This window comes from Kitasatospora sp. NPDC087314, assembly GCF_044744365.1.
Classification (GTDB): domain Bacteria; phylum Actinomycetota; class Actinomycetes; order Streptomycetales; family Streptomycetaceae; genus Kitasatospora.
This window is the reverse complement of record NZ_JBIUYE010000001.1, coordinates 58,984-82,142: the sequence shown is the minus strand read 5'-3', so window position 1 is coordinate 82,142 and position 23,159 is coordinate 58,984. Positions and strand designations below refer to the sequence as shown.

General features: G+C 72.3%; 17 protein-coding genes. 4 read left to right on the top strand and 13 right to left on the bottom strand.

The window, feature by feature from the left end; translation table 11 throughout:
• Nucleotides 1-72: 72 nt before the first annotated feature.
• From rpmA to ACIO5E_RS00335, 4 genes are all read right to left on the bottom strand, one after another.
• Nucleotides 73-330, bottom strand: a complete 258-nt coding sequence (gene rpmA, locus ACIO5E_RS00350; protein WP_280677085.1) for a 50S ribosomal protein L27 — start codon at nucleotides 328-330, stop codon at nucleotides 73-75.
• 14 nt (nucleotides 331-344) lie between these two features.
• Nucleotides 345-662 (bottom strand): 50S ribosomal protein L21, encoded by a 318-nt coding sequence (rplU, locus tag ACIO5E_RS00345; protein WP_280677087.1) that lies wholly within the window; start codon nucleotides 660-662, stop codon nucleotides 345-347.
• A 230-nt stretch (nucleotides 663-892) separates the two neighbouring features.
• Nucleotides 893-4,501 carry a ribonuclease E/G gene (locus ACIO5E_RS00340; RefSeq protein ID WP_400661736.1) on the bottom strand — a complete coding sequence of 1,203 codons (3,609 nt, stop codon included), beginning with the start codon at nucleotides 4,499-4,501 and terminating at the stop codon, nucleotides 893-895.
• Nucleotides 4,502-4,933: 432 nt separating this feature from the next.
• A complete protein-coding gene (locus tag ACIO5E_RS00335; RefSeq protein ID WP_400661733.1) occupies nucleotides 4,934-5,695 on the bottom strand; it encodes a TIGR03936 family radical SAM-associated protein in 762 nt (253 codons plus the stop codon).
• Nucleotides 5,696-6,856: 1,161 nt separating this feature from the next.
• Here ACIO5E_RS00335 and ACIO5E_RS00330 point away from each other — a divergent pair.
• Complete coding sequence (locus ACIO5E_RS00330; protein ID WP_400661730.1) at nucleotides 6,857-7,384, top strand: hypothetical protein; 528 nt, start codon at nucleotides 6,857-6,859, stop codon at nucleotides 7,382-7,384.
• Between the two features lie 153 nt (nucleotides 7,385-7,537).
• Here the strand turns inward: ACIO5E_RS00330 and ACIO5E_RS00325 are convergent, their stop codons facing one another.
• A complete protein-coding gene (locus ACIO5E_RS00325; protein WP_400661727.1) occupies nucleotides 7,538-9,481 on the bottom strand; it encodes a TIGR03960 family B12-binding radical SAM protein in 1,944 nt (647 codons plus the stop codon).
• 465 nt (nucleotides 9,482-9,946) lie between these two features.
• Here ACIO5E_RS00325 and ACIO5E_RS00320 point away from each other — a divergent pair, with 465 nt between their 5' ends.
• Complete coding sequence (locus tag ACIO5E_RS00320; RefSeq protein WP_400661724.1) at nucleotides 9,947-11,239, top strand: M14 family zinc carboxypeptidase; 1,293 nt, start codon at nucleotides 9,947-9,949, stop codon at nucleotides 11,237-11,239.
• 120 nt (nucleotides 11,240-11,359) lie between these two features.
• Here the strand turns inward: ACIO5E_RS00320 and rodA are convergent, their stop codons facing one another.
• From rodA to ACIO5E_RS00280, 8 genes are all read right to left on the bottom strand, one after another.
• Nucleotides 11,360-12,559, bottom strand: coding sequence for a rod shape-determining protein RodA (gene rodA / locus ACIO5E_RS00315; RefSeq protein ID WP_400661722.1), 1,200 nt, complete (start codon nucleotides 12,557-12,559; stop codon nucleotides 11,360-11,362).
• On the bottom strand, nucleotides 12,556-14,859 hold the full coding sequence (mrdA, locus tag ACIO5E_RS00310; protein WP_400661720.1) for a penicillin-binding protein 2: 2,304 nt from the start codon (nucleotides 14,857-14,859) through the stop codon (nucleotides 12,556-12,558). The genes rodA and mrdA overlap by 4 nt, the downstream gene beginning before the upstream one ends.
• Nucleotides 14,860-14,928: 69 nt before the next feature.
• The gene (gene mreD, locus ACIO5E_RS00305; RefSeq protein ID WP_400661717.1) at nucleotides 14,929-15,570 is read right to left on the bottom strand and encodes a rod shape-determining protein MreD; all 642 of its coding nucleotides are present in this window, start codon (nucleotides 15,568-15,570) and stop codon (nucleotides 14,929-14,931) included.
• 3 nt (nucleotides 15,571-15,573) lie between these two features.
• Nucleotides 15,574-16,503 carry a rod shape-determining protein MreC gene (gene mreC / locus ACIO5E_RS00300; RefSeq protein ID WP_400661715.1) on the bottom strand — a complete coding sequence of 310 codons (930 nt, stop codon included), beginning with the start codon at nucleotides 16,501-16,503 and terminating at the stop codon, nucleotides 15,574-15,576.
• Nucleotides 16,504-16,598: 95 nt separating this feature from the next.
• Nucleotides 16,599-17,624, bottom strand: coding sequence for a rod shape-determining protein (locus tag ACIO5E_RS00295; protein WP_030256393.1), 1,026 nt, complete (start codon nucleotides 17,622-17,624; stop codon nucleotides 16,599-16,601).
• Between the two features lie 319 nt (nucleotides 17,625-17,943).
• A complete protein-coding gene (ndk, locus tag ACIO5E_RS00290) occupies nucleotides 17,944-18,357 on the bottom strand; it encodes a nucleoside-diphosphate kinase (protein ID WP_280677122.1) in 414 nt (137 codons plus the stop codon).
• A 108-nt stretch (nucleotides 18,358-18,465) separates the two neighbouring features.
• The gene (locus ACIO5E_RS00285) at nucleotides 18,466-18,816 is read right to left on the bottom strand and encodes a DUF4233 domain-containing protein (RefSeq protein ID WP_280677124.1); all 351 of its coding nucleotides are present in this window, start codon (nucleotides 18,814-18,816) and stop codon (nucleotides 18,466-18,468) included.
• 1 nt (nucleotide 18,817) lies between these two features.
• Nucleotides 18,818-20,209, bottom strand: a complete 1,392-nt coding sequence (locus tag ACIO5E_RS00280) for a bifunctional folylpolyglutamate synthase/dihydrofolate synthase (protein WP_400661711.1) — start codon at nucleotides 20,207-20,209, stop codon at nucleotides 18,818-18,820.
• Between the two features lie 174 nt (nucleotides 20,210-20,383).
• Here ACIO5E_RS00280 and ACIO5E_RS00275 point away from each other — a divergent pair, with 174 nt between their 5' ends.
• Nucleotides 20,384-21,817: a glycosyltransferase family 2 protein gene (locus ACIO5E_RS00275; RefSeq protein WP_400661708.1), complete on the top strand. Its 1,434-nt coding sequence runs from the start codon at nucleotides 20,384-20,386 to the stop codon at nucleotides 21,815-21,817.
• A gap of 50 nt (nucleotides 21,818-21,867) precedes the next feature.
• Nucleotides 21,868-23,028, top strand: coding sequence for a non-hydrolyzing UDP-N-acetylglucosamine 2-epimerase (gene wecB, locus ACIO5E_RS00270; RefSeq protein ID WP_400661706.1), 1,161 nt, complete (start codon nucleotides 21,868-21,870; stop codon nucleotides 23,026-23,028).
• The last annotated feature ends 131 nt before the right edge of the window (nucleotides 23,029-23,159 follow it).

The window sequence follows — 23,159 nt, the reverse complement described above, 5'->3', positions numbered from 1 at the left end:
TTCTACCTGCGTAAAGCGCGAAGGGTGGACCGGAACATCCCGGCCCACCCTTCACTGTGAGTCTGGTGTGACTCAGGCCTCGACGGCCACGATGTTGACGACCTTGCGGCCGCGGCGGGTGCCGAACTGCACCGCACCGGCGTTCAGCGCGAACAGCGTGTCGTCGCCACCGCGACCGACACCCGCACCCGGGTGGAAGTGGGTGCCGCGCTGGCGGACGAGGATCTCGCCGGCGGAGACGACCTGGCCGCCGAAGCGCTTCACGCCAAGGCGCTGGGCGTTCGAGTCACGGCCGTTACGGGTAGAGCTTGCGCCCTTCTTGTGTGCCATATCTCGCTATCCCCTTACTTGCTGACCGAGTCGATGCTGGTGATGCGCACCGCGGTGTGCTTCTGACGGTGACCCTGGCGACGGCGGTAGCCGGTCTTGTTCTTGTAGCGCAGGATGACGATCTTGTCACCCTTGGTCTGGTCGACCACCTCGGCGTGAGCCTTCACGCCGGCCAGGACCCACGGGTCCGAGGTGACGGCCTCGCCGTCGACGATCAGGATGGTCGAGAGCTCGACCGAGTCACCCGGCTTGGCCTCGATACGGTCGATCTCCAGCACGTCGCCGACGGCGACCTTGTGCTGGCGGCCGCCTGCGCGAACGATCGCGTACATGCGGTACCTGCTTTCCTTACTCGGTCTGAACCCCCGACGCCAGCCACCTGGGTACGGACACAGGGGCCTCTCCCCGCCCGTGCCGCGCGAACGCGGCGCCTCGGGAAGGTGATGTGCTCGGGAGCGTGGCGTAGACACGCCAGTGGTCAAGAATACGGACCGGCCGCCCCTGGGGCAAACCGGCCCGTACGGCCCGGGGCGGGAGGAGTCCCGCCCCGGGCGCGTGGGCACTACTCGGCCGCCGTATCACCATCGGCGGCCGCCGCCTTCTTGGCCGCCGCGCTCGTCCGCTTGGTCGCGGTCTTGCGGGCGGTGGTCTTCTTGGCCGCCGTGGTCGTCTTCTTGGCGGCGGTCTTCTTCGCGGCGGTCTTGCGGGCGGCCCGCTTCTTGGGCGCCGGGGCCTCCTCCGCGGCCGGCTCCTCGGCCTCGGCGGCCGGGGTCCCGGTCGCCGCGGCCTCCTCCGCCGGAGCCTCGACGGCCTCCGGGGCGGCGGCCTCGACGACCACGGCCTCCTCGACCGCCACCGGCTCGGCCGGCGCCTCCGTGGCGGCCTCCACGGCCTCCACGGTCTCAGGGGCCGCGGCAGCCGGGGCGGCGGCCTCCAGGGCCGCCTCCAGGGCCGCGTCGGCCCGCGCCTGCAGCACCACGATCTCGGCCTCGCCCGGCGCGCCGGCCGGAGCCGCCGCCTTGCGCACCGCGCGGCGGCGGGTGCGGCCGGCCGGAGCCGCCGGGGCGGCCGGGATCTCGACCAGGTCCGCCGGGGCGGCCGGGGCCTCCTCCGCGGCCGGCTCCTCGGCACCCGGGACCTCCAGGGCCAGCTGGCCCTCGATCTCCTCGCGCACCGGCTCGACCGGCAGCTCGACGACGGCCTCGGCCACCTCGACCTCGGCCTCGACGGCCAGCGGCTCCTCCTGGACCGCCCCGCCCTTGCCCCGGCGACGGCGCTTGCCGCCGCCCGAGGCCGCCTCGGCCGACACGGCCGGGGCGTGGACGTGGGCGCTCGGCTGCTCCATGTGGACGATCACGCCGCGACCGTTGCAGTGCACGCACGACTCGGAGAAGGACTCCAGCAGGCCCTGGCCGACCCGCTTGCGGGTCATCTGGACCAGGCCCAGCGAGGTGACCTCGGCCACCTGGTGCTTGGTCCGGTCCCGTCCCAGGCACTCCAGCAGGCGGCGCAGCACCAGGTCCCGGTTGGACTCCAGCACCATGTCGATGAAGTCGATCACGATGATGCCGCCGAGGTCGCGCAGCCGCAGCTGGCGCACGATCTCCTCGGCCGCCTCGATGTTGTTGCGGGTGACCGTCTCCTCCAGGTTGCCGCCCTGGCCGACGAACTTCCCGGTGTTGACGTCGATGACGACCATCGCCTCGGTGCGGTCGATCACCAGCGAACCGCCGCTGGGCAGCCAGACCTTGCGGTCCAGCGCCTTCATCAGCTGCTCGTCGATCCGGTAGGTGGCGAACACGTCCACCTCGGAGGTCCACCGCTGGAGCCGCTCGGCGAGGTCCGGGGCCACGTTGGAGACGTAGTCGTGGATGGTGCTCCACGCCTCGTCGCCGGAGACGATGACCTTGGTGAAGTCCTCGTTGAAGATGTCGCGGACGACCCGGACGGTCATGTCCGGCTCGCCGTACAGCAGCGCGGGGGCGTTGCCGGTCGCGGCCTTCTTCTGGATGTCCTCCCACTGCTGCTGCAGCCGCTGGACGTCGCGGGTCAGCTCCTCCTCGGAGGCGCCCTCGGCGGCGGTGCGCACGATGACGCCCGCGTCGTCCGGGACGATCTTCTTGAGGATCTGCTTCAGCCGGGCGCGCTCGTTCTCGGGGAGCTTGCGCGAGATGCCGGTCATCGAGCCCTCGGGCACGTACACCAGGTAGCGGCCGGGCAGCGAGATCTGGCTGGTCAGGCGGGCGCCCTTGTGGCCGATCGGGTCCTTGGAGACCTGCACCAGCACGGACTGGCCGGACTTCAGCACCGACTCGATCCGGCGCGGGCCGCCGTGGCCGCCCAGCGCACCGAAGTTGACCTCGCCGGCGTACAGCACTGCGTTGCGGCCCTTGCCGATGTCGACGAAGGCGGCCTCCATCGACGGCAGCACGTTCTGGACCTTGCCCAGGTAGACGTTGCCGACGTACGAGGTGGCCTGCTCCTTGTTGACGTAGTGCTCGACCAGCACGCCGTCCTCCAGGACGCCGATCTGGGTCCGCTGGCCGTTCTGGCGCACCACCATGACGCGCTCGACCGACTCGCGGCGGGCCAGGAACTCGGCCTCGGTGATGATCGGCACCCGGCGGCGGCCCAGCTCGCGGCCCTCGCGGCGGCGCTGCTTCTTCGCCTCCAGACGGGTCGAGCCCTTGATGGACTGCACCTCGTCCGGGTCGAAGGACGGCTCGGTGGAACGGCGGCGCGGCTCGCGCACCTTCACCACCGTGCGGACGCCGTCCTCGGTGGTCTCGGCGACCTCGACGGCGCCGGCCTCACCACTGCGGCGGCGACGGCGCCGGCGGCGACGGGACGAGGACAGGCCGGCGGCCAGGTCGTCCTCCTCCTCGCCCTCCTCCTCGACGTCCGCGGCCGACTCCTCGGCGGCGGGCTGCCCGGTCTCGACGACCTCGGCCTCGAACTCCTCGGCCTCGCCACGGCGACGGCGACGGCCACCCCGGCGGCGACGGCGCGACGGACGGCCGTCGTCCTCCCACTCGCCCTCGGTCTCCGGACCGGCGACGGGGGCCTCGACGGCGGGCGCCTCGACCGGGGCCTCGGCGGCCTTCTCGACGACCTTGGCCTTCTGGACGACCGCGGCCTTCTCGACGGCCTTCTCGACCGGCTTGGCCTTCTCCGCGGCCCTGGCCTTCTCGGCGGCCTTCGCACGGCTCGGCGGCTGCACCCGCACCGAGGTGCGCACCCGGCGGCGGCGGCCGACGCCGCTGTACTCGAACTCGTCCTCCTCGCGCTCCGCGGCCGGGGCCTCGACCGGCGCCGACGCCGGCGCCGGCGCGGCCGCGGGTGCGGGCTGCTGCTGCGCGGCGGGCGCGACGAAGGGGGCCGGCTCCTGGAACACCGGAGCCTGGAAGATCGCGGTGGACGGGCGGACCGCACGGCGGCGCACCCGGTGGGTCGGCTCGGCGGCCGGCTCGGGCTGGACGACCGGCTCGGGCTGGACGGCCACGGCCTCCTCGACCGGCTCCTCCTCGGCGGGCTCCTCGACGGCCGGCTCCTCGACCGGGGCCTCGACGACCGGCGCGGCCTCGACCACGCGGCGACGACGGGCCCGGCGGGCCGGAGCGGCGGGGGCCTCCTCGGCGACCGGCTCGGCGGCGGGGGCCTCGACGGCGGGCGCCGCGGCGGCCGGCTCGGCGACCGGGACCTCAGCGGCGGCCGGCGCCCCGGCGGGGGCTTCGGCGCGCTTGCGGGTGCGGCGGGCCCGGGCGGGCTTCTCCGCCTTCTCGTCCTTCTCGGCGGCTGGCTCAGCGGCCTGCTCGACCGTCTTCTCGGCCGTCTTCTCGACGGCGGCCGCCTCGGCGGCCACGCTCGGGGTCGCCTCCGGCGCCCCGGCGGGGGCCTCGGCGCGCTTGCGGGTGCGGCGGGCCCGAACCGGCTTCTCGGCCGCCGGAGCGGCCTCCGGGGCGACGGCCGGAGCGGTCTCCGCCGCCGGCGCCTCGGCCGGGATGACCGTCTCGGCCGTCTCGGCGGCCGCGCCCTGCGGGGTGCCCGCCGGGCGGGACACCGCACGGCGACGGCGACGCGGCGGCGCCGCGGACGCGCCCTCGCCGCCGTTCGCGGCGTTCTCGTTCTGTTCCGTTGCCGCGTTCTGCTGCGGATCGGTGTTATCGAGCATGCGGGTGGATCTCCCGTCAGGCCCCCGGGCTCCACATCCGGGCACGGCACGGCACCGGTGTCCGACCGGCATCGCGACGATGCTCGGCCCGGACCCTTTCACGGTGCCGCCGCGCGGACGCGAGGCCGCACAGGGGCTCGTAGTCTCGCTCGGCGCCCCACGCTCAGCGGGGTGTCGAAAAGTCTTCTGGTCTGACCAGTCTTCTGAGGTTTTCCCAAGCTGCGCCGTTCCCCAACCCCGGGTGGCTCCCGGACGGGGTTCCCGGGCCCACCGACCGTCCTGGTCGGCGGGCCTCAGGTGGCCGGCCTGTGCTGCGACGACGCTCGCTCCCCTGGGGAGCCGCGGGAACCTGGAGGACCGTCGGGTCCAGTGAGGCACTGGACCCGGCCTCCGCCCGTCAGGCGGACGCGGCCCCGCGAACCCTGGCGGCGGTCAGCCGGCCGGGGCCGCGGCGCGGTCGAGCGCCAGCGGGTCGGTCACCGTGCCGGTCCCCTCGTCGAGCGGCCCCTGCGCCAGCCTGGTCACCTCTGCGGGGACCGGCGGCGCCAGGTCGGCCGTCGCACGGAGACCGGACAATACGTCGTCGGGTCGTACGGCGGGTGTGGCGTGTCGTACTACCAGGCGCAGTATCGCACAGGGACGGCCGGTCCGAACATCGCGGTCCGCTTCGGCCACCGTGTCCGCACCGCCGTCGACCTGCGGCGGGAGGACGTCGAGCGCCGCCACCGCACCGCGCGCGTCGAATACCCGCACACCGTTCTTGGTCAGGCGTTCCACCTCTACCCGCTCCGCGGCGAGGAACACCCCGACCGCGCGGGCCGCCTCCTGCGGCTCGACTCCGTCCAGCCGGACCAGCCACTCGGAGGCTTCCAGGCGCTCCACGAAGTTCGGCGTCCGGACCTCGACCGCGTCGATCACGTCCAGGCCGGTCGGCAGCGACCCGTCCAGCTGCGCCCGCAGCTCCTCGGGGTCGCGGAGAGCGGCCAGGCCGATCTCCAGGTACTCCGCCTCGCTCGCCACCCCGGTCGGGGCCGCGTTGGCGTAGGACACCTTCGGGTGCGGAGTGAAGCCGGCCGAATAGGCCATCGGCACGGCGGACCGGCGAAGAGCGCGCTCGAAGGCGCGCTGGAAGTCGCGGTGGCTGGTGAAGCGGAGCCGGCCGCGCTTCGTGTAGCGGAGACGGATCCGCTGCACCGTGGGCGCGGGCGGCGGACCGTCGGGCGTACGGCGTGCCAGGGTCGCTCAGTCCTTAGTCAGTTGTCCCCGTCCGGCGCGGCGGCTGCCGCCACTGTCCGGACTCTGTCACCTCAAAGGGTACGCGCCCCGCCACCCCCCTTGTTCCGCCCCTGGTCAGCCGCACTCCGACGCCCCCGGCCGGAACGGGGCCGACCCGGTCGGAGCCGAACGGACCGCCGACTACGCCAGGACCCAGTCCGCCCGGCTCGTCGGCAAGCCGGCCTTCGGCCACACCACGGCGGAGGACGAGAACGGGAACGTCGTCCTTTGTTATAGAGGTCGACGCGGACAAGGCCCTGCACCGGTGCTTGCTCCGACGCCCGCTCGACAGAGCTTCCCGCCAGCGGGGCCGCGCCCGGCCTGGCGGGACGAACCGTCACGGCACTTCCCGGCGCCGGTCAGAGGGTTCCGTGGCGTCGCGGGCCACCTCGCGGTTGGTGGCAAGGTCCTCCGCGATGCCCGCAGTGATGAGCGCTTCGCCCGGACTGTGGCCGGACCCGACGAAGCGCCATGCGGCGTCGACCGTCGTCGGGCCCGGGTCCGCTGACCGTCGGCATCGGCGGTGATGGCGACGCCTTCGTTTACCCTCAGGACCACCATGAAGGAACCCCTCCGTTTACTCACTGCGCCACTCAGGCTGTCGACCAGTTTGCTGGTCAGCGCAACCAGAGGCTGTTAACGGAAGCATCTTCTTGCCGGTCAGGTCGATCTGCTCAACCGACTAAATTCAGCGGCATTTCTCGTGCCGAAGAGCCTTCCGAGAAACCTCGTCGATGCGGTCTGCAGTGGCGCGGCGCCGCTCGCTGGACGTGCGTGGCCACCTCGTACACCAAGTCAGAGCAGCTCACGGACAACCGTCACAGCACCCTTGCGCCCACGCCGCGATCTCGTCGACGGACCGGGCCTGCGTCGGCCCGTCCGATCAGGCCAAATTACGTCACGAATGGCCAGAACCCTCGCCGAAAAATTGAGGATTTTACACAAAATATCCATACCGGGAGCACCGTGGAGAATTTACCGACGATTGACTGTCCTAGGCATGAGTACGCAGCATTAACCGCCCGCACGGATCACCCGTGCCGGCGTTCAATACTGGTCACATCTCGGGAGGGCAAAATCATGCGTAAGACCCTGTCCATGACCCTCGCCGCCGCGGCACTCGCCGTGGGCGGTTCACTGGTCGGCGCCGGCTCTGCGGATGCCGCCACGTCCACCACCACTGACGTGAGTGCCGCGCAGAACGTGAGCGGCCGCTCCATCTGCTACAAGGCCCACGTACAGGACATCGGTTGGCAGAACTTCGTGGCCTGCAACGGTGCGGTGGCCGGCACCACCGGCCAGGCCAAGCAGGTGGAGGCACTCAACTTCGCCACCTCCGGCACAGGCGGCCTGTGCGCCCGCGCGCACGTCACCAACGTTGGCTGGCAGGCCTGGGCCTGCGTCGCCGATGGCCAGGACCTCTACATCGGCACCACCGGTCAGAACTTGGCGATCGAGGCCGTCGAGCTCAAGGTCGGCACCGGCACGGTGTCGGCAAACGCGCACGTGCGCGACGTCGGCTGGCAGGGCTGGGTGACCAGTTCCTACATCCAGGTCGGCACGACCGGCCAGTCGCACCCGATTGAGGCGATTCAAGCCACCGTCTAGCCGGCAGCATCGAGGCACCCGACCGGGTTCTCACCTGACGGCGGGAGGCCGGCTGCAGCAGCACCCGCCGGGCAGCGTGTGACGGAGCCGCCCGCCGTCTGGTCGGCGAACGCATGGAGCCCTCCCCGATTCCGCCGGGGAGGGCTCCATGGGCTATTTCTGCTGGTCAGCGCCACCGACGACCGTCAGCGGCAGCAGCTTCTTGCCGGTGGGGCCGATCTGGATCTGGAGGTCCATCTGCGGGCACACGCCGCAGTCGAAGCACGGCGTCCAGCGGCAGTCGTCGACCTCGACCTCCTCCAGGGCGTCCTGCCAGTCCTCCCAGAGCCAGTCCTTGTCGAGGCCGCTGTCCAGGTGGTCCCAGGGCAGCACCTCCTCGTAGGTGCGCTCGCGGGTGGTGTACCAGTCGACGTCGACGCCGGTGCCGGCCAGGCCCTTCTCGGCGGAGGCCATCCAGCGGTCGTAGGAGAAGTGCTCGCGCCAGCCGTCGAAGCGGCCGCCGTCCTCGTAGACGGCGCGGATGACGGCGCCGATGCGGCGGTCGCCGCGCGACAGCAGGCCCTCGACGATGCCGGGCTTGCCGTCGTGGTAGCGGTAGCCGATGTTCTTGCCGTACTTGCGGTCGCCGCGGATCGAGTCGCGCAGCTTGGCCAGGCGGGCGTCGGTGGCCTCGGCGGACAGCTGCGGGGCCCACTGGAACGGGGTGTGCGGCTTGGGCACGAACCCGCCGATGGAGACGGTGCAGCGGATGTCGTTCTGGCCGGTGACCTCGCGGCCCTTCTGGATGACGTTCTTCGCCATCTCGCCGATCTGGAGCACGTCCTCGTCGGTCTCGGTGGGCAGGCCGCACATGAAGTACAGCTTCACCTGGCGCCAGCCGTTGCCGTAGGCGGTGGCGACGGTGCGGATCAGGTCCTCCTCCGACACCATCTTGTTGATCACCTTGCGCATCCGCTCACTGCCGCCCTCGGGGGCGAAGGTGAGGCCCGAGCGGCGGCCGTTGCGGGACAGCTCGTTGGCGAGGTCGATGTTGAAGGCGTCGACGCGGGTGGACGGCAGCGACAGGCCGATCTTGTCGTCGCTGTAGCGGTCGGCCAGACCCTTGGCGATGTCGCCGATCTCGGTGTGGTCGGCGCTGGACAACGAGAGCAGGCCCACCTCCTCGAAGCCGGTCGCCTTCAGCCCGCGCTCGACCATCTCGCCGATGCCGGTGATGCTTCGCTCCCGCACGGGGCGCGTGATCATGCCGGCCTGGCAGAAGCGGCAGCCGCGGGTGCAGCCGCGGAAGATCTCCACGGACATCCGCTCGTGCACCGTCTCCGCGAGCGGGACGAGCGGCTGCTTCGGGTAGGGCCACTCGTCGAGGTCCATCACGGTGTGCTTGGACACCCGCCACGGCACGCCCGGGGCGTTCGGCACGACGCGGCCGATCCGGCCGTCGGCCAGGTACTCCACGTCGTAGAACTTCGGCACGTAGACCCCGCCGGTGCGGGCCAGGCGCAGCAGCAGCTCGTCGCGCCCGCCCGGGCGGCCCTCGGCCTTCCAGCCGCGGACGAGCCCGGTGATGTCGAGCACGGCCTGCTCGCCGTCGCCGACCACCGCGCAGTCGATGAAGTCCGCGATCGGCTCGGGGTTGAACGCGGCGTGGCCGCCGGCCAGGACGATCGGGTCCTCGTCGGTGCGGTCCTTGGCCTCCAGCGGGATGCCGGCCAGGTCGAGCGCGGTCAGCATGTTGGTGTAGCCGAGCTCGGTGGAGAACGACAGGCCGAACACGTCGAAGGCCTTCACCGGGCGGTGTGCGTCCACGGTGAACTGCGGGACGTCGTGCTCGCGCATCAACGCCTCGAGGTCCGGCCAGACGCTGTAGGTGCGCTCGGCCAGCACACCCTCGCGCTCGTTGAGCACCTCGTAGAGGATCATGACGCCCTGGTTGGGCAGGCCGACCTCGTAGGCGTCGGGGTACATCAGCGCCCAGCGGACGTCGCAGGCGTCCCAGTCCTTGACGGTCGAGTTGAGCTCGCCGCCGACGTACTGGATCGGCTTCTGGACGTGCGGGAGGAGGGCCTCCAGGCGTGGGAAGACCGATTCGACAGTCATGTACTAGGAACCCTTACGACGTGATTCGGTGCCGCGCGCATCGGCAGGCGACGGCGGGGAGGGGTGACCCTCAAGGGTAGCCCAATCCGGGGAACGGCCCGCTGGCTCACCCCCGGGCACGCCCCCGCCCGGCCCGGACGCCCGGCCGTGCTCCGGCGCGGCGGGCCCCGTTCGCAGCCGCCCCGGCACGCGCAGCGCGCGCCCGCCGCCCGACACCGTCCGCCGTTGACATGTCCGGACGGGCCGTGCGGTACTGACAGGGCCCCGCCAGAGACCTCTGCACCCCTTCCGGACAAGGGAGTTGAGCCGTACGCTCAACCCTCGCCGACTCCCCGGCGACCCCCCTCCCCGGCGCGCAGGGCCCGTCCCCGGCCCCGCCGACCGCATCCGGCGGCGCACCCGCGCGCCCCGACGGCCCAGCAGTCGGGCAGCCACGCGGACACGCGGACACGCCCTAGGAGAGCCATGACCGACACCGACCGGCGGGCCCGCCCCTGCCGGCCCCTCGACACCCGGCCGGCCCGCTACCCCACGGTGGCCCAGGCCGAGACCGCGGCCCGGCGGCTCGCACGGCGCCACCCGCAGCGCTGCCGGCTGCGCGAGGTGGGCCGGTCCCGGGCCGGGCGCCCGCTGCTGCTGCTGTCCGTCGACCGGGGCCCGCGCGCGGTCCTGGTCGTCGGCGGCCCGCACCCCAACGAGCCGATCGGCACGGCCGGCGCCCTGCGGCTGGCCGAGGTGCTGCTGGCGCGCCAACCCCGGCCCGGCCTGTCCTGGCACCTGCTGCTCTGCCTGGACCCGGACGGCGCCGCGCTCAACGCGGGCTGGCTGGACGGATCGCTCACCATGCGCCGGCACTACGAACACTTCTTCCGCCCCTCCTTCGAGGAGCAGCCCGAACTGCTGCCGGCCGCCGACGCGGGCCGGCCCCCGATGCCGGAGAGCCTGGCGCTGACGGGCCTGATCGACGAGCTGCGCCCGTTCCTGCAGTGCTCGCTGCACGGGGTGGACTTCGGCGGTGCCTTCATCCAGCTGACCGCTCCGGTGCCACGGCTGCCCGGGCTCTTCGCCTCCTCGGTGCGCCGCGCCGGCCTCCCGCTGGACATCGACCCCTTCGACGCGTTCGGCTGGGCCAGCCCGTCCCCCGGCACGTACCTGATGCCCGCGGCCGACGGCGCCGGCCGCTCGCGGGTGCTGCCGGACGAGCCGGAGCTGTCCACCTGGTCGTACGCCCGCCGGTACGGCGGGGTGACGGCCGTGCTGGAGGTGCCGATGTGGGCCGTCGACGCGGTCGGCGACGGCCGCCCGCACCCGGCGGTGGAGCGCGCGGTCGGCGCCGCGGCCCGGACGCTGCGGGAGCGTGCCGAGGAGCTCTCCGGACTGCTGGCCCAGGTGCCCGCGCACACCGGGGCGAGGTACGGCCCGCTGGTGCGCACGGCCGGGTTCACCCTGGAGGTCTGCCCGCCGGTGGCGGACGAGTGGCTGGCCCGCTGGTGCGCCGAGCCACTCACGGTGTCCCGGGTGACCACCGCCGGGATCGTCGCGGCCCGGATCCCGCTGCGGGTGGCGTCGATGCTGCTGCGGCTGCTGGCGGACACCGGCGGTCCGGCGGTGGAGGCGGCCCGGGGCCGGGCCCGTGACATCGTCACCGAGAGCCTGGGCCGGCTGCGCCACCGCTTCGGCGCCCGCTGGGTGCCGGTCCAGGACCAGCTGGCCCACCAGGTCCGCGCGGTGCTCACCGCCGCCGACTGCCTGCTCTGACCCGAGACCAGCCCCAACTCACCTTCCAGAAATCTGAGTTGTGGTCCTGGGTGCGCCGCGACAGACACCGCGAGGGCCGGCCCGAGAGGTTCTCGGACCGGCCCTCGCCGGACGGCTCGCTCAGGCCGCTATCGGCCGCTGACTGCGGACCGCCTGGAGCAGCCCGACCGCGATCCACACCGCGAACATCGACGACCCGCCGTAGGAGACGAACGGCAGCGGGATACCCGCCACCGGCATGATGCCCAGGCACATCCCGATGTTCTCGAAGGCCTGGAAGGAGAGCCAGGCGATGATCCCCGCGGCCACGATCGTCCCGTACAGGTCGGTCGCCTGCCGGGCGATCCGGCCGGCCCGCCACAGCACCACGCCGACCAGCACGATGATCGCCAGCGCCCCGATGAAGCCCAGTTCCTCGCCGGCCACCGTGAACACGAAGTCGGTCTGCTGCTCCGGCACGAACTGCCCGGTGGTCTGTGTCCCGTGGAACAGCCCCTTGCCGGTCAGCCCGCCCGAGCCGATCGCGATCCGGGCCTGCGCGGTGTTGTAGCCGACGCCGGACGGGTCCAGCTGCGGGTTGGCGAAGGCGGCGAAGCGGTCGATCTGGTACTTGCTCAGCACCCCGAGCTTCCAGATCGCCACGCACCCGCCGGCGCCCGTCAGCAGCAGCCCGAGCACCCACCGGTTGGCCGCCCCCGAGCCGAGCAGGATGCCCAGCACGATCGAGGCCATCACCATCACCGAGCCGGCGTCCGGCATCAGCAGCACGATGCACATCGGCAGGCAGGCCCAGACCAGGCCGCGGAACACCGCCCGGTGCGAGGGGAACTCCCGCTCCCCCGCGTCCACCTGGTCCGAGAGCACGACCGCCATCGACAGCACGATCGCCAGCTTCGCGAACTCGGCCGGCTGGATCGAGAAGCCGCCGCCCAGCTGGATCCAGGAGTGCGCGCCGTTGATGGTCGAGCCCAGCGGGCTGAGCGTGGCGAGCAGCAGCAGGATCACGCCGACGTACAGGAACGGCACCAGGGTGCGGAAGCGCCGACTCCCTATCCCTATCACCACCGCGCACAGCACCAGTCCGACCACCAGGTTGGTCAGGTGCCGGTACAGGAAGTACTGCGGGTCGCCGTGGGTGAGCGAGTCCCGCCCGCGGGTCGCCGACCAGACCAGCAGCGAGCCGCCGAGCGACAGGGCCAGCGCGGCGAGCAGCAGTATCCAGTCCAGCCGCCACAGCGGGGAGTCCTTGGCCAGGGCCTTGGAGACCCCGCTGCGCTGCGGGGTCAGCCGCAGCTGCCGGTACGAGCCGTAGGAGGTCATGCCCGCCCCCTTCCCGGGCCGCGGTTCGGTTCGAGTGCGGCGTCGGCCGCGGTGCCCGGAGCCGGCCGGTCGGTCGGCTGCGGCGGGTCGAGGAAGGCCGATGCCGGGGCCGGCCCGTCCTGCACCGCGTCCAGCCCGGCCGGGGTCACCGCGGCCGGGGCCGCACCGGCCGGGGCCGGGTCGACGGTGTAGGCGGCCGGCTTGACGATCGCGGTGCCGTCCGCGTTGAACTTCGGCAGCTCGGCCTGCGGCGCGGGCAGCAGCGCCTTGCCGTTGTCGATGGTGCCCTTGTCGTCGACGCCGTACAGCGCCTGGTAGATCCGGCGGACCGCGTCACCCGAACCGCCGGAGCCGGTGCCGCCCTGGCTGATCGTCATGACGACCGCGTAGTCCTTGCTGTACGTGGTCAGCCAGGAGGTGGTCTGCTTGCCCTCGACCTCGGCGGTGCCGGTCTTGGCGTGCAGCTCGATCTTGTCCTGCGGCCAGCCGGCCCCGGCGAACTTCCAGGCGGCGGTACCGCTGGTGATGACGCCCGCGGTGGCCTGGTTGATGTAGCTCAGCAGCTTCTGATCGCCGGGGAACTTGGCGTCCTCGTGCGGGGCGATCTCGCGGACGAGATCCCCGCTCGGGCTTATCACCGCCTTGGCGATGGTCGGCCGGTAGAAGGTGCCGCCATTGGCCAGCGCCGAGTAGATCCGGGCCATCTGGACCGGGGTGACGAGCGTGTCGCCCTGGCCGATCGCGAAGTTGACGGCGTCACCGGCGCGCATCTGGTAGCCGTCGACGCAGTTCTCCTTGGCGATCTGGTCGGAGAAGCTGTTGCCGCCCTGCGCCGCCTGCTTGCACCAGGCGTCCTTGTTGTTGTCGTAGAAGGACTGCTTCCACTGCCGGTCCGGCACCCGGCCGGTGACCTCGGCGGGCAGGTCGATGCCGGTCTTGGCACCGAGGCCGAACTGGTGGGCGGTCTTGAAGAACCAGTCGCCCGGGTCCTTCTTCGGCTTGATGCCGCCGTCCTTCAGCCACTGGTCGTTCGCCAGGCCGTAGAAGACGGTGTCGCAGGAGACCTCCAGCGCCCTCTCCAGGGTGATGGAGCCGAAGCTCTCGCTCTCGAAGTTCTTGAACTCGCGGCCGCCGATGGTCACGCTCTTCGGGCACGCGTACGTCCCGTCCAGCGGGTAGCCGGCCTCCACGGCGGCGGTGGTGGAGATGACCTTGAAGGTCGAGCCGGGGGCGGACTGACCCTGTATGGCCCGGTTCAGCAGCGGGAAGTTGGAGTCCTTGCTGGTCAGCGACTGGTAGTCCTTGCCGCTGATGCCGCCCACCCAGAGGTTGGGGTCGTAGGTCGGCGCGCTGGCCATGGCGACGATCCGTCCGGTGTGGACGTCCATCACCACGGCGGCGCCGGAGTCGGCCTCGTAGTTGCGGTTGGTGACCTTGTCGAAGGTGTTCCGGGCGTCGGCGATGGCCTGCGCCAGGTTGTCCTCGACCACCTTCTGCACCCGGGCGTCGATGCTGGTGACCAGGTTGTTGCCGGTCTGCGGCGCCGCGGTGCCGGCGGTGCCGATCACCCGGCCGAGGTTGTCCACCGCCAACTGGGTGATGCCGGCGGTGCCGCGCAGGTCGCGGTCGTACACCGACTCCAGCCCGGCCCGGCCGATCTGGTCGGCCGGCAGGTAGCGGTCCAGGCCGCTCTTGTCGGCGGTCTTGCTGACCTCGTCGTCGGTGACCGGCGAGAGGTAGCCGAGCACCTGGGCCATGTTGGCGCCCTCGGCGCCGGTGTAGCGGCGCACGGCGGTGGGCTGCGCGGTGACCCCGGGGAAGTCCTCGCGGCGCTCCATTATCTGCATCGCCTGCTGGGTGGTCGCCTCCTTGGTGACCGGGATCGGCTGGTAGGGCGAGCCGTTCCAGCAGGGCTGCGGGGTCTTGGCGTCGCAGAGCCGGACCTTCTCCTGCACGTCCTTGGCGGGCATCCCCAGCACGTCGGCCAGTCGGCCGAGCACCGCCTTGCCGCCGTCCTTCTGCTGCAGCAGCGAGGTGCGGCTGACCGAGACCACCAGTCGGGTCTCGTTGCCGGCCAGGATCCGCCCGGAGGCGTCCAGGATCTCGCCGCGGACGGCCGGTTCGACCACCTCGCGGATGTGGTTGCCGGTCGCCTTGGCGGTGTAGACGCTGGCGTTGCGGATCTGCAGGTACCACAGCCGCCCGCCGAGGGTGGCGAGCAGCGACAGCACCAGGATCTGCAGCACCACCAGACGGATCGTCACCCGCCGGGTACGGCCGGTCTCGGGGATGTTGCTCACGTCTCGTGCGCTCCAGGATGCGGGAAGTCGGGAGGTCGGGGTCCGGGCCGGTGACGGGCGCCGGGCCGGTTACGGGCGCCGGGCGAAGCCGGGCACGCGCCGCTTCTTGTAGGACGGGCCGGCCGAGACCTCACGCGTGGTGCGGTAGCGGGCCAGCGTGCCCAGACCGGGGCCGCCCTCGTCGTCGTCGCTGGCGGCGCTCACCGGGTCGCGCCCGAAGCGGCGGCCGATCAGCATCACCAGCGGCACCACGAACGGCGCCAGCAGCAGGTCGTACAGCAGGGCGCTGACCACCAGGCCGCCGAGGCCGACGTGCCGGGCCGCGGTGTCGCCGACCAGGGCGCCGACCATCGCGTACAGCAGGGTGGAGGCGACCGCCGCGCCGGCCACCACCAGCAGCGCGCCGGACACCGACCGCTGGCGGCCGTGGTCCGGGCGCAGCAGCCCGGCGGCGTAGCCCATCAGGCAGAGCACCAGCGCGTAGCGGCCGATCGCGTGGTCGGAGGGCGGCGCGACGTCGGCCAGCAGGCCGGCCGAGAAGCCGACCACGCAACCACCGGACGGCCCGTAGACCATGGCCAGACCGACCACGACGAGCAGCAGTATGTCCGGGGTGGCCCCCGGGAGCTGGAGCCGGCCGAAGACGCTGACCTGGAGGATCAGGCCGAGCAGGATCAGGACGGCGGAGACGGGAATGCGGGCGAGGCGCATGGCTCAGTTCCCCCCAGTGGGCTTGGCGGACGGGGCGGCGGGCGCGGCCGGGGCCTGTCCCTGGGCGGGGGCGGGGGCGGGCGGCAGGACGCCGTCGCGCGGGTCGCTGCGCGGCGGCACGACCACCACGCCGACCAGGTCCAGCCGGGTGAACTGGACGAAGGGCTCGACCAGGACGGTCTTGGTCAGCTGGCCCGGGGTGGCCTCGACCTCGACCACCTTGCCGACCGGCACGCCGGGCACGAACGGGCGGCCGCTCTGCGAGCCGAAGGTGACCAGCCGGTCGCCGGTCTTGACCTGGGCCTTGCCGTTGAGCAGCGAGACCTTCATCGGGCTGGTGCCGCCGCCGGAGGCGAAGCCGATCTCGCCGGTGCCCTCCAGCCGGGTGCCGGCCGAGAAGCCGGGGTCGGAGGCGAGCAGCACGGTGGCGGTGGTCGGGGCGACGGTGGTGATCCGGCCGACCAGGCCCTGGCCGTTGATCACCGTCATGTCGCGGGCCAGGCCGTCGTCGCTGCCGGCGTCGATGGTGATGGTCCAGGAGAAGCCCTGGGCCGGGCCGATCGCGATGACCTGGGCGGCCTTGACGGTGTAGCCGCCGGCGCCGGCGGTGCGCAGCAGGTCGTCGAGCTGCTTGGTGCGCCCGGTGGCCAGGTCGGAGGAGGCGAGCTTCTGCCGGAGTTCGGTGTTCTCGCGGGTGAGCTGGTCGGTGCGGCCGTTGTTGCCGGCGGCGTCGCGGAAGGCCCGGACGGTGTCGGCCACCGGGTCGACGAGGGCGGCCGCGCCGCGCTCGACCGGGCCGAGGACGCCGGCGGCCGCGCGTCGGGCACCGCCGAGCGGGGAACTCTCACCGCCCTTGATGTCCACGGTGATGAGTGCGAAGGCGACGGCCACCAGCAGGATGAGCAGCAGCCGGCTCTCTCGTGTGTCCCTCACGGTGCTGGTACTGCCCCTTCGTACCTGGCCGGCCGCCCGGGCTGTGGGGCCCGGGCGGCGACCCGTTCAGTTGAGTGTCGGATGTCTCGTTGGTGCTAACGGCGCGGCTGCGCGTCCAGTACCTGCTGGAGCGCCTCGAACTCCTCGACGCACTTGCCGGAGCCGAGCGCGACCGAGTCGAGCGGGTTCTCGGCGATGTGGATCGGCATGCCGGTCTCGCGGCGCAGCCGCTCGTCGAGGCCGCGCAGCAGGGCGCCGCCGCCGGTGAGCACGATGCCGCGGTCCATGACGTCGCCGGCCAGCTCGGGCGGGCACTGGTCGAGGGTGGTCTTCACCGCGTCGATGATCGAGTTGACCGGCTCGTCGATGGCCTCGCGGACCTCGGCGGCGGAGATGACCACGGTCTTGGGCAGGCCGCTGACCAGGTCGCGGCCGCGGATCTCGGCGTGCTCGTCCTTCTCGCCCTCCAGGCCGAAGGCGCTGCCGATGCTCATCTTGATCTGCTCGGCGCTGCGCTCGCCGAGGAGCAGCGAGTACTCCTTCTTGATGTGCTGGACGATCGCGTTGTCCAGCTCGTCGCCGGCCACCCGGATGGACTGGGCGGTGACGATGCCGCCGAGGGAGATGACCGCGACCTCGGTGGTGCCGCCGCCGATGTCGACGACCATGTTGCCGGTGGCCTCGTGGACGGGCAGCCCGGCACCGATGGCCGCGGCCATCGGCTCCTCGATGATGTGCACCTGGCGGGCGCCGGCCTGCGAGGAGGCCTCGATCACGGCGCGGCGCTCGACCCCGGTGATGCCGGAGGGCACGCAGACCACGACCCGGGGGCGGGCGAGGTAGCGGCGGCGGTGGATCTTGAGGATGAAGTAGCGGAGCATCCGCTCGGTGATCTCGAAGTCGGCGATCACACCGTCCTTGAGCGGGCGGATGGCGACGATGTTGCCCGGGGTGCGGCCGATCATCTTCTTCGCCTCGGCGCCGACCGCCAGGATGCCGCCGGTGTTGGTGTTCACCGCGACGACGGACGGCTCGTTGAGGACGATCCCCTTGCCCCTGACGTACACCAGCGTGTTGGCAGTTCCAAGGTCGATCGCCAAGTCGCGGCCGATGAACGACAGGTTGCTCGCCATGGGGTGTAGGTGCCTTCCCGGGCTCGGAGTTCATGGGGGTTGGACGAAAGCGCGCCCACGCTCGGGCGGAGACCAGCTGAGCTGCCTGACCGGGCCCTTGAGTCGCGTCCATCGTAGTCACGCCGCACGGCACGGACGTCGACGCGGGGCATACCGTCCATTGTCCGGAGCGTGATCGCTTCTCCGGGCATTGGGACGCCGTGTCGGCGTCCCCAGTTCCCTATTTCACGATAAGAATGCCCCGGCCGGGCCAATGGTCCCGACCGGGGCAGTGCCAAGGTCCCTCGGGCGTGCAGCCCGGCCTGACTCAGGCGTGCGCCGGGAAGAAGATCTTGATCTCGCGCTCGGCCGACTCCGGGGAGTCGGAGGCGTGGATCAGGTTCTCGCGGGTGATCGTCGCGTAGTCGCCGCGGATGGTGCCCGCCCCGGCCTCCAGCGGGTTGGTCGCGCCGGCCAGCATCCGGATGCCGCGGATGACCTCCTCGCCCTCGACGATCAGGGCGATCGACGGGCCGGAGGTCATGAACTCCAGCAGCGGCTCGTAGAACGGGCGGCCGACGTGCTCCGCGTAGTGCTGCTCCAGCGTCGCCCGGTCGAAGGTGCGCAGCTCGACGGCGGTGAGCCGCCAGCCGGCCTTGCGCTCGATGCGGCTGATGATCTCGCCGGCCAGGCCACGCTGGACGGCGTCGGGCTTGAGCAGGACGAGAGTGCGCTGGGACACGGTGCGTCTCCTGGGGATTCGGTTCGACAGACAGTCGGGCCGCCAGGCGGGAGCCGACACGCAGAGATTACCTTGCGTGAGCGGCGTGTCGGCCCGCCGGTCCGGGCCCTAAGCCTGTACGGCGGCCGCCTCGGCGGCGGCGCGGGCGGCCTTGAACTCGTCCACCTTGCGGCCGTAGTGCACCGAGCACCACCACAGGCCGGCGAAGACCACACCGAGGACGAACATCGTCGGAAGGATGAAGCCGCTGGCGATCAGCCCGATCTGCAGCGCCCAGCCGACGGGCACCGCGCCGGGGCGGTTGATCATGCCGCACAGCGCGACGCACAGCGCCATGGCGATGCCACTGACGATCCACACCGTGGCCGTGGAGACGTCGGAGAGCTGCATCGCGACCAGCGCCGCGAAGAGGATCAGCAGGGCCTCGCCGATCAGCGTCGAGGAGCAGAGCGTCCTCATGTCACTTCCTCCCGAGCAGCAGGCGGGCCTCGCCCACCGTGATGACCGAACCGGTGACCAGCACCCCGGCGCCGCCGAGGTCGCCCTCCTCCTCGGCGAGGGTGACGGCGGCGGCGATGGCGTCGTCGAGCCGGGGCTCGACCTGGACGCGGTCCCCGCCGAAGATCTCGACGGCCAGCGCCGCCAGCGCGTCGACGTCCATCGCGCGGTGGGTGGTGTTCTGGGTGATGACGACCTCGGCGAGGATCGGCTCGAAGGCCTCCAGCACGCCGGCCACGTCCTTGTCGCCGGAGGTGCCGATCACGCCGACCAGCCGGGTGAAGCCGAAGGACTCGCCGAGGGCGGCGACGGTGGCGCGGGCGCCGTGCGGGTTGTGCGCGGCGTCCAGGATGATCGTGGGGCTGCGGCGGACGACCTCCAGGCGGCCGGGCGAGGAGACGCCGGAGAAGGCCTGGCGGATCTTGTCCACGTCGAGCTGCCCGCCGCGGGCGCCGCCGACGCCGAAGAAGGCCTCGACCGCGGCCAGCGCCAGCGCCGCGTTCTGCGCCTGGTGCTCGCCGTGCAGCGGGATGAAGACGTCCTCGTACTCCTCGCCGCCGAGGCCACGCAGCGTCACCAGCTGGCCGCCGACGCCGAGCTCACGGCGGATCACGCCGAACTCCATGCCCTCGCGGGCCACCGTGGCGTCCACCTCGACGGCGCGCCGCAGGATGCTCTGGGCGGCGTCCAGCTGCTGCTGGGCGACGACGGCCACCGAGCCGGGCTTGATGATCCCGGACTTCTCGACCGCGATCTCGCCGGTGGTCTCGCCGAGCTTGTCGGTGTGGTCCAGCCCGATCGGGGTGATCACGGCGACGGCGGCGTCGATGACGTTGGTGGCGTCCCAGGAGCCGCCCATGCCCACCTCGACCACGGCGACGTCCACGGGGGCGTCGGCGAAGGCGGCGTAGGCCATGCCGGTCAGCACCTCGAAGAAGGACATCGGCACCGGCTGCTGGGCGTCGACCATCCGCACGTACGGCTCGATGTCGTTGTAGACCTCGACGAAGCGCTCGGGGGTGATCGGGGCGCCGTCCAGGCTGATCCGCTCGGTGACGCTCTCCACGTGCGGGCTGGTGTAGCGGCCGGTGCGCAGTTCGAAGGCGTTGAGCAGCTGCTCGATCATCCGGGCGGTGGAGGTCTTGCCGTTGGTCCCGGTGATGTGGATGGAGGGGAAGGACCGCTGGGGCTGGCCCAGGATGTCCATCAGCGCCTCGATCCGGTCGAGCGAGGGCTCCAGCTTGTTCTCCGGCCAGCGCTTGGAGAGCTCCACCTCGACGTCGCGCAGGGCGTCGCCGGTGTCGCCGTCGGCGGGGCGGAGGGTGTACGGGTTCGGGTCGGCCTTGTCGCTCACGACCACAGTCTACGGAGCGTTGGCGGGCCGTCCTCACGGGGTGAGAACGGCCACTTTGAGCAGACTTTCCAATTTGCCCGCTTTACTATTGATTTAGCGAGTTTGAACCGCAATGAAGCATCGATTCGCACCACCTGGAGCCGCACCGCCTTTGATCACGAGGAGAACCACGCCATGCCCGACGTTCTGCACGAGTGGATCGTGCTCCGCCAGGACGGCATCGTCTGGTTCGCCGGACTGGTCTCGCTGGCACTCGTCGGCTACATGGCCTTCGTCTTCGGACGCTTCCTCGTCTACTGGGCCGGCTCCCGGCACGCCTTCAAGCACAACCGACCCGCCGAGCCCGGCGACCCGACCGCCTTCCAGTGGCACCTGGTCATCCCCTGCCGCGACGAGGAGGCCGTGGTCACCCAGACCCTGGCCGGCCTGCGCGAGAGCGCGCCCGAGGCCCACCTGTGGGTGATCGACGACGACAGCGAGGACGCCACCCGCGACCTCGTGCTCGCCGCCGCGGCCCACGACGACCGCGTCCACCTCGTCCAGCGCCGCCGCCCGCACGCCCGGATCGGCAAGGGCGCCGCCCTCAACGCCGCCTACCGCGAGATCTCCGCCCGGCTGCCCGAGGACACCGACCGCTCGCGCGTGGTGATCGGCGTGGTCGACGCCGACGGACGGCTCGACCCCGGCACCCTCGCCCAGGTCTGCAACGACGAGGCGCTCGCCCGCCCCGACACCGGCGCCGTCCAGATCGGCGTCCGGATGCGCAACGCCGACGACGATCTCCCGCTGCGCGGCCGCGGCCGGGCCGCCAACGCGCTCGCCCGCGCCCTGGTCCGGATGCAGGACGTCGAGTTCCAGGCCAACAACACCGGCATGCAGCTGCTGCGCCGCCGCACCGGCAGCGTCGGCCTCGGCGGGAACGGCCAGTTCGTCCGTCTCACCGCCCTCGACTCGCTCACCGCCGAGGAGGGCCGGGCCGGGCGCCCCTGGCCCGAGCGCGCCCTGCTGGAGGACTACGAGTCCGGCCTCGACCTGCGCCTGGCCGGCTGGCGGCTCACCCACGTCGCCGAGACCCAGGTCTCCCAGGAGGGCCTGATCTCGCTGCGCCGCTTCCTCACCCAGCGCACCCGCTGGGCCCAGGGCAACATGCAGTGCCTGCGCTACACCGGCCGGGTGCTGCGCTCCCCCTTCTACACCCGGGCCGGCAAGGCCGAGGTGCTCTACACCTTCCTGCAGCCGGTCGTCTGCGTGCTGCTGGTCCTGCTGACCCCGCTCTCGATCGGGATCACGGCGGCCGGCCTGGTGCTCTTCCCCGCGGAGACCGCCGACTTCCAGCTCCGGTTCGGGCCGTACATGCTGCTCGCCTTCGCGATCGCCACCATGCCGATGGTGTTCTGGGGCTTCGCCTACCGCCGGCTCGCCCACCCCGACCGCCGCCGGCTCACCGGACTGCTCTGGGGCGTCCTGGTCTGGCTCTACGCCTACCACCTCTTCGTGGTCGCCGCCCGGGCCGCCGCCCGGATCGTGCTCGGCCGCAACGGCTGGGCCAAGACCCGGCGCAACGCCGAGAAGACCGCCCTCGGCGCCCCCACCGCGCTCGAGTCCTGAGCCGCCACCGCCCTCGCGTCCTGAGCCGCCCCACCCCTCGGAGCCTCCCCATGAGCATGTGCCTTCCCCCCGCCAGCGTCGCCGTCGTCCTCGGCACCCGCCCCGAGCTGGTCAAGCTCGCCCCGCTGATCCACGAACTCGGCGACGCCACCCGGCTGGTGCACACCGGCCAGCACTGGGACGAGGCGATGTCCGGCCGCTTCCTGCGCGACCTCGACCTGCCCCGCCCGGAGTTGCTCACCGGCGTCGGCGGCCGCCCCCGGGCCGGCCAGATCGCCCAGTCCCTCGGCCAGCTGGACGCCGCCTTCGCCGAGGACCGCCCCGCCGCCGTGGTCGTCCAGGGCGACACCAACGCCACCCTCGCCGGGGCGCTGGCCGCCAACGCCCGCGAGATCCCGCTGGTGCACGTCGAGGCCGGACTGCGCAGCTTCGACCGGGCGATGCCCGAGGAGCACAACCGGGTGATGGTCGACCACGTCTCCGACCTGCTCTGCGCCGCCACCGAGGACAACGTCGCCAACCTGCGCGCCGAGGCCCTCGCCGAGAAGCGGATCGCGCTCACCGGCAACACCGTCGTCGAGGTGGTCCGCCGTCAACTGCCGACCGGGGCGGCCCGCGCCACGCTGCTCGCCGCGCACGGGCTGAGCCCGGATGGCTACGTACTGGCCACCGTGCACCGCCCGGAGAACACCGACACCGCCGACGCACTCGGCGCCGTGCTGGCCGAGCTGGACCGGATCGCCCGGGCCGGCACCCCGGTGCTGTTCCCGATGCACCCGCGCACCCGGGCCGCCGTCGAGCGCTTCGGGCTGGACGCCCTGCTGGAGCGCCTGGCCGTCACCGGACCGGTCGGGTACGCCGACTTCCTGGGCCTGGCGAGCCACGCCGCGCTGCTGGTCTCCGACTCCGGAGGAGTGCAGGAGGAGTGCACCGTGCTCGGCCGCCCGCTGCTGGTGGTGCGCCGCTCCACCGAGCGCCCGGAGGCCGTCGCGGCGGGCTTCGCCGCGCTGGTTGGCCCCGGCGAGGAGCTGGGCGAGCTGGCCCGGACCTGGCTGGCCGACACCCCCGAGCGGCTCGCCCGGCTCGCGGCCACCCCGAGCCCGTACGGCGACGGCCTGGCCTCGGCCCGGATCGCCGCGCTGACCGCCGCGATCGCCGAACCGGCCGAGGCCGGCGCGGTCGACGCCGAGGCGCGGCCGCTGGCCGCCTAGGTCTGTCCGGCGATTCCCGCCGGGCGCGCGACGCGAACGGTCGGACCCGCCCTGGGCCCCGGCGCCCTCTTGACAGCCGGATTGGTCTACTCCACCTTGTGAGGCAAGTCTCCTTTCCCAACAGGGACTTG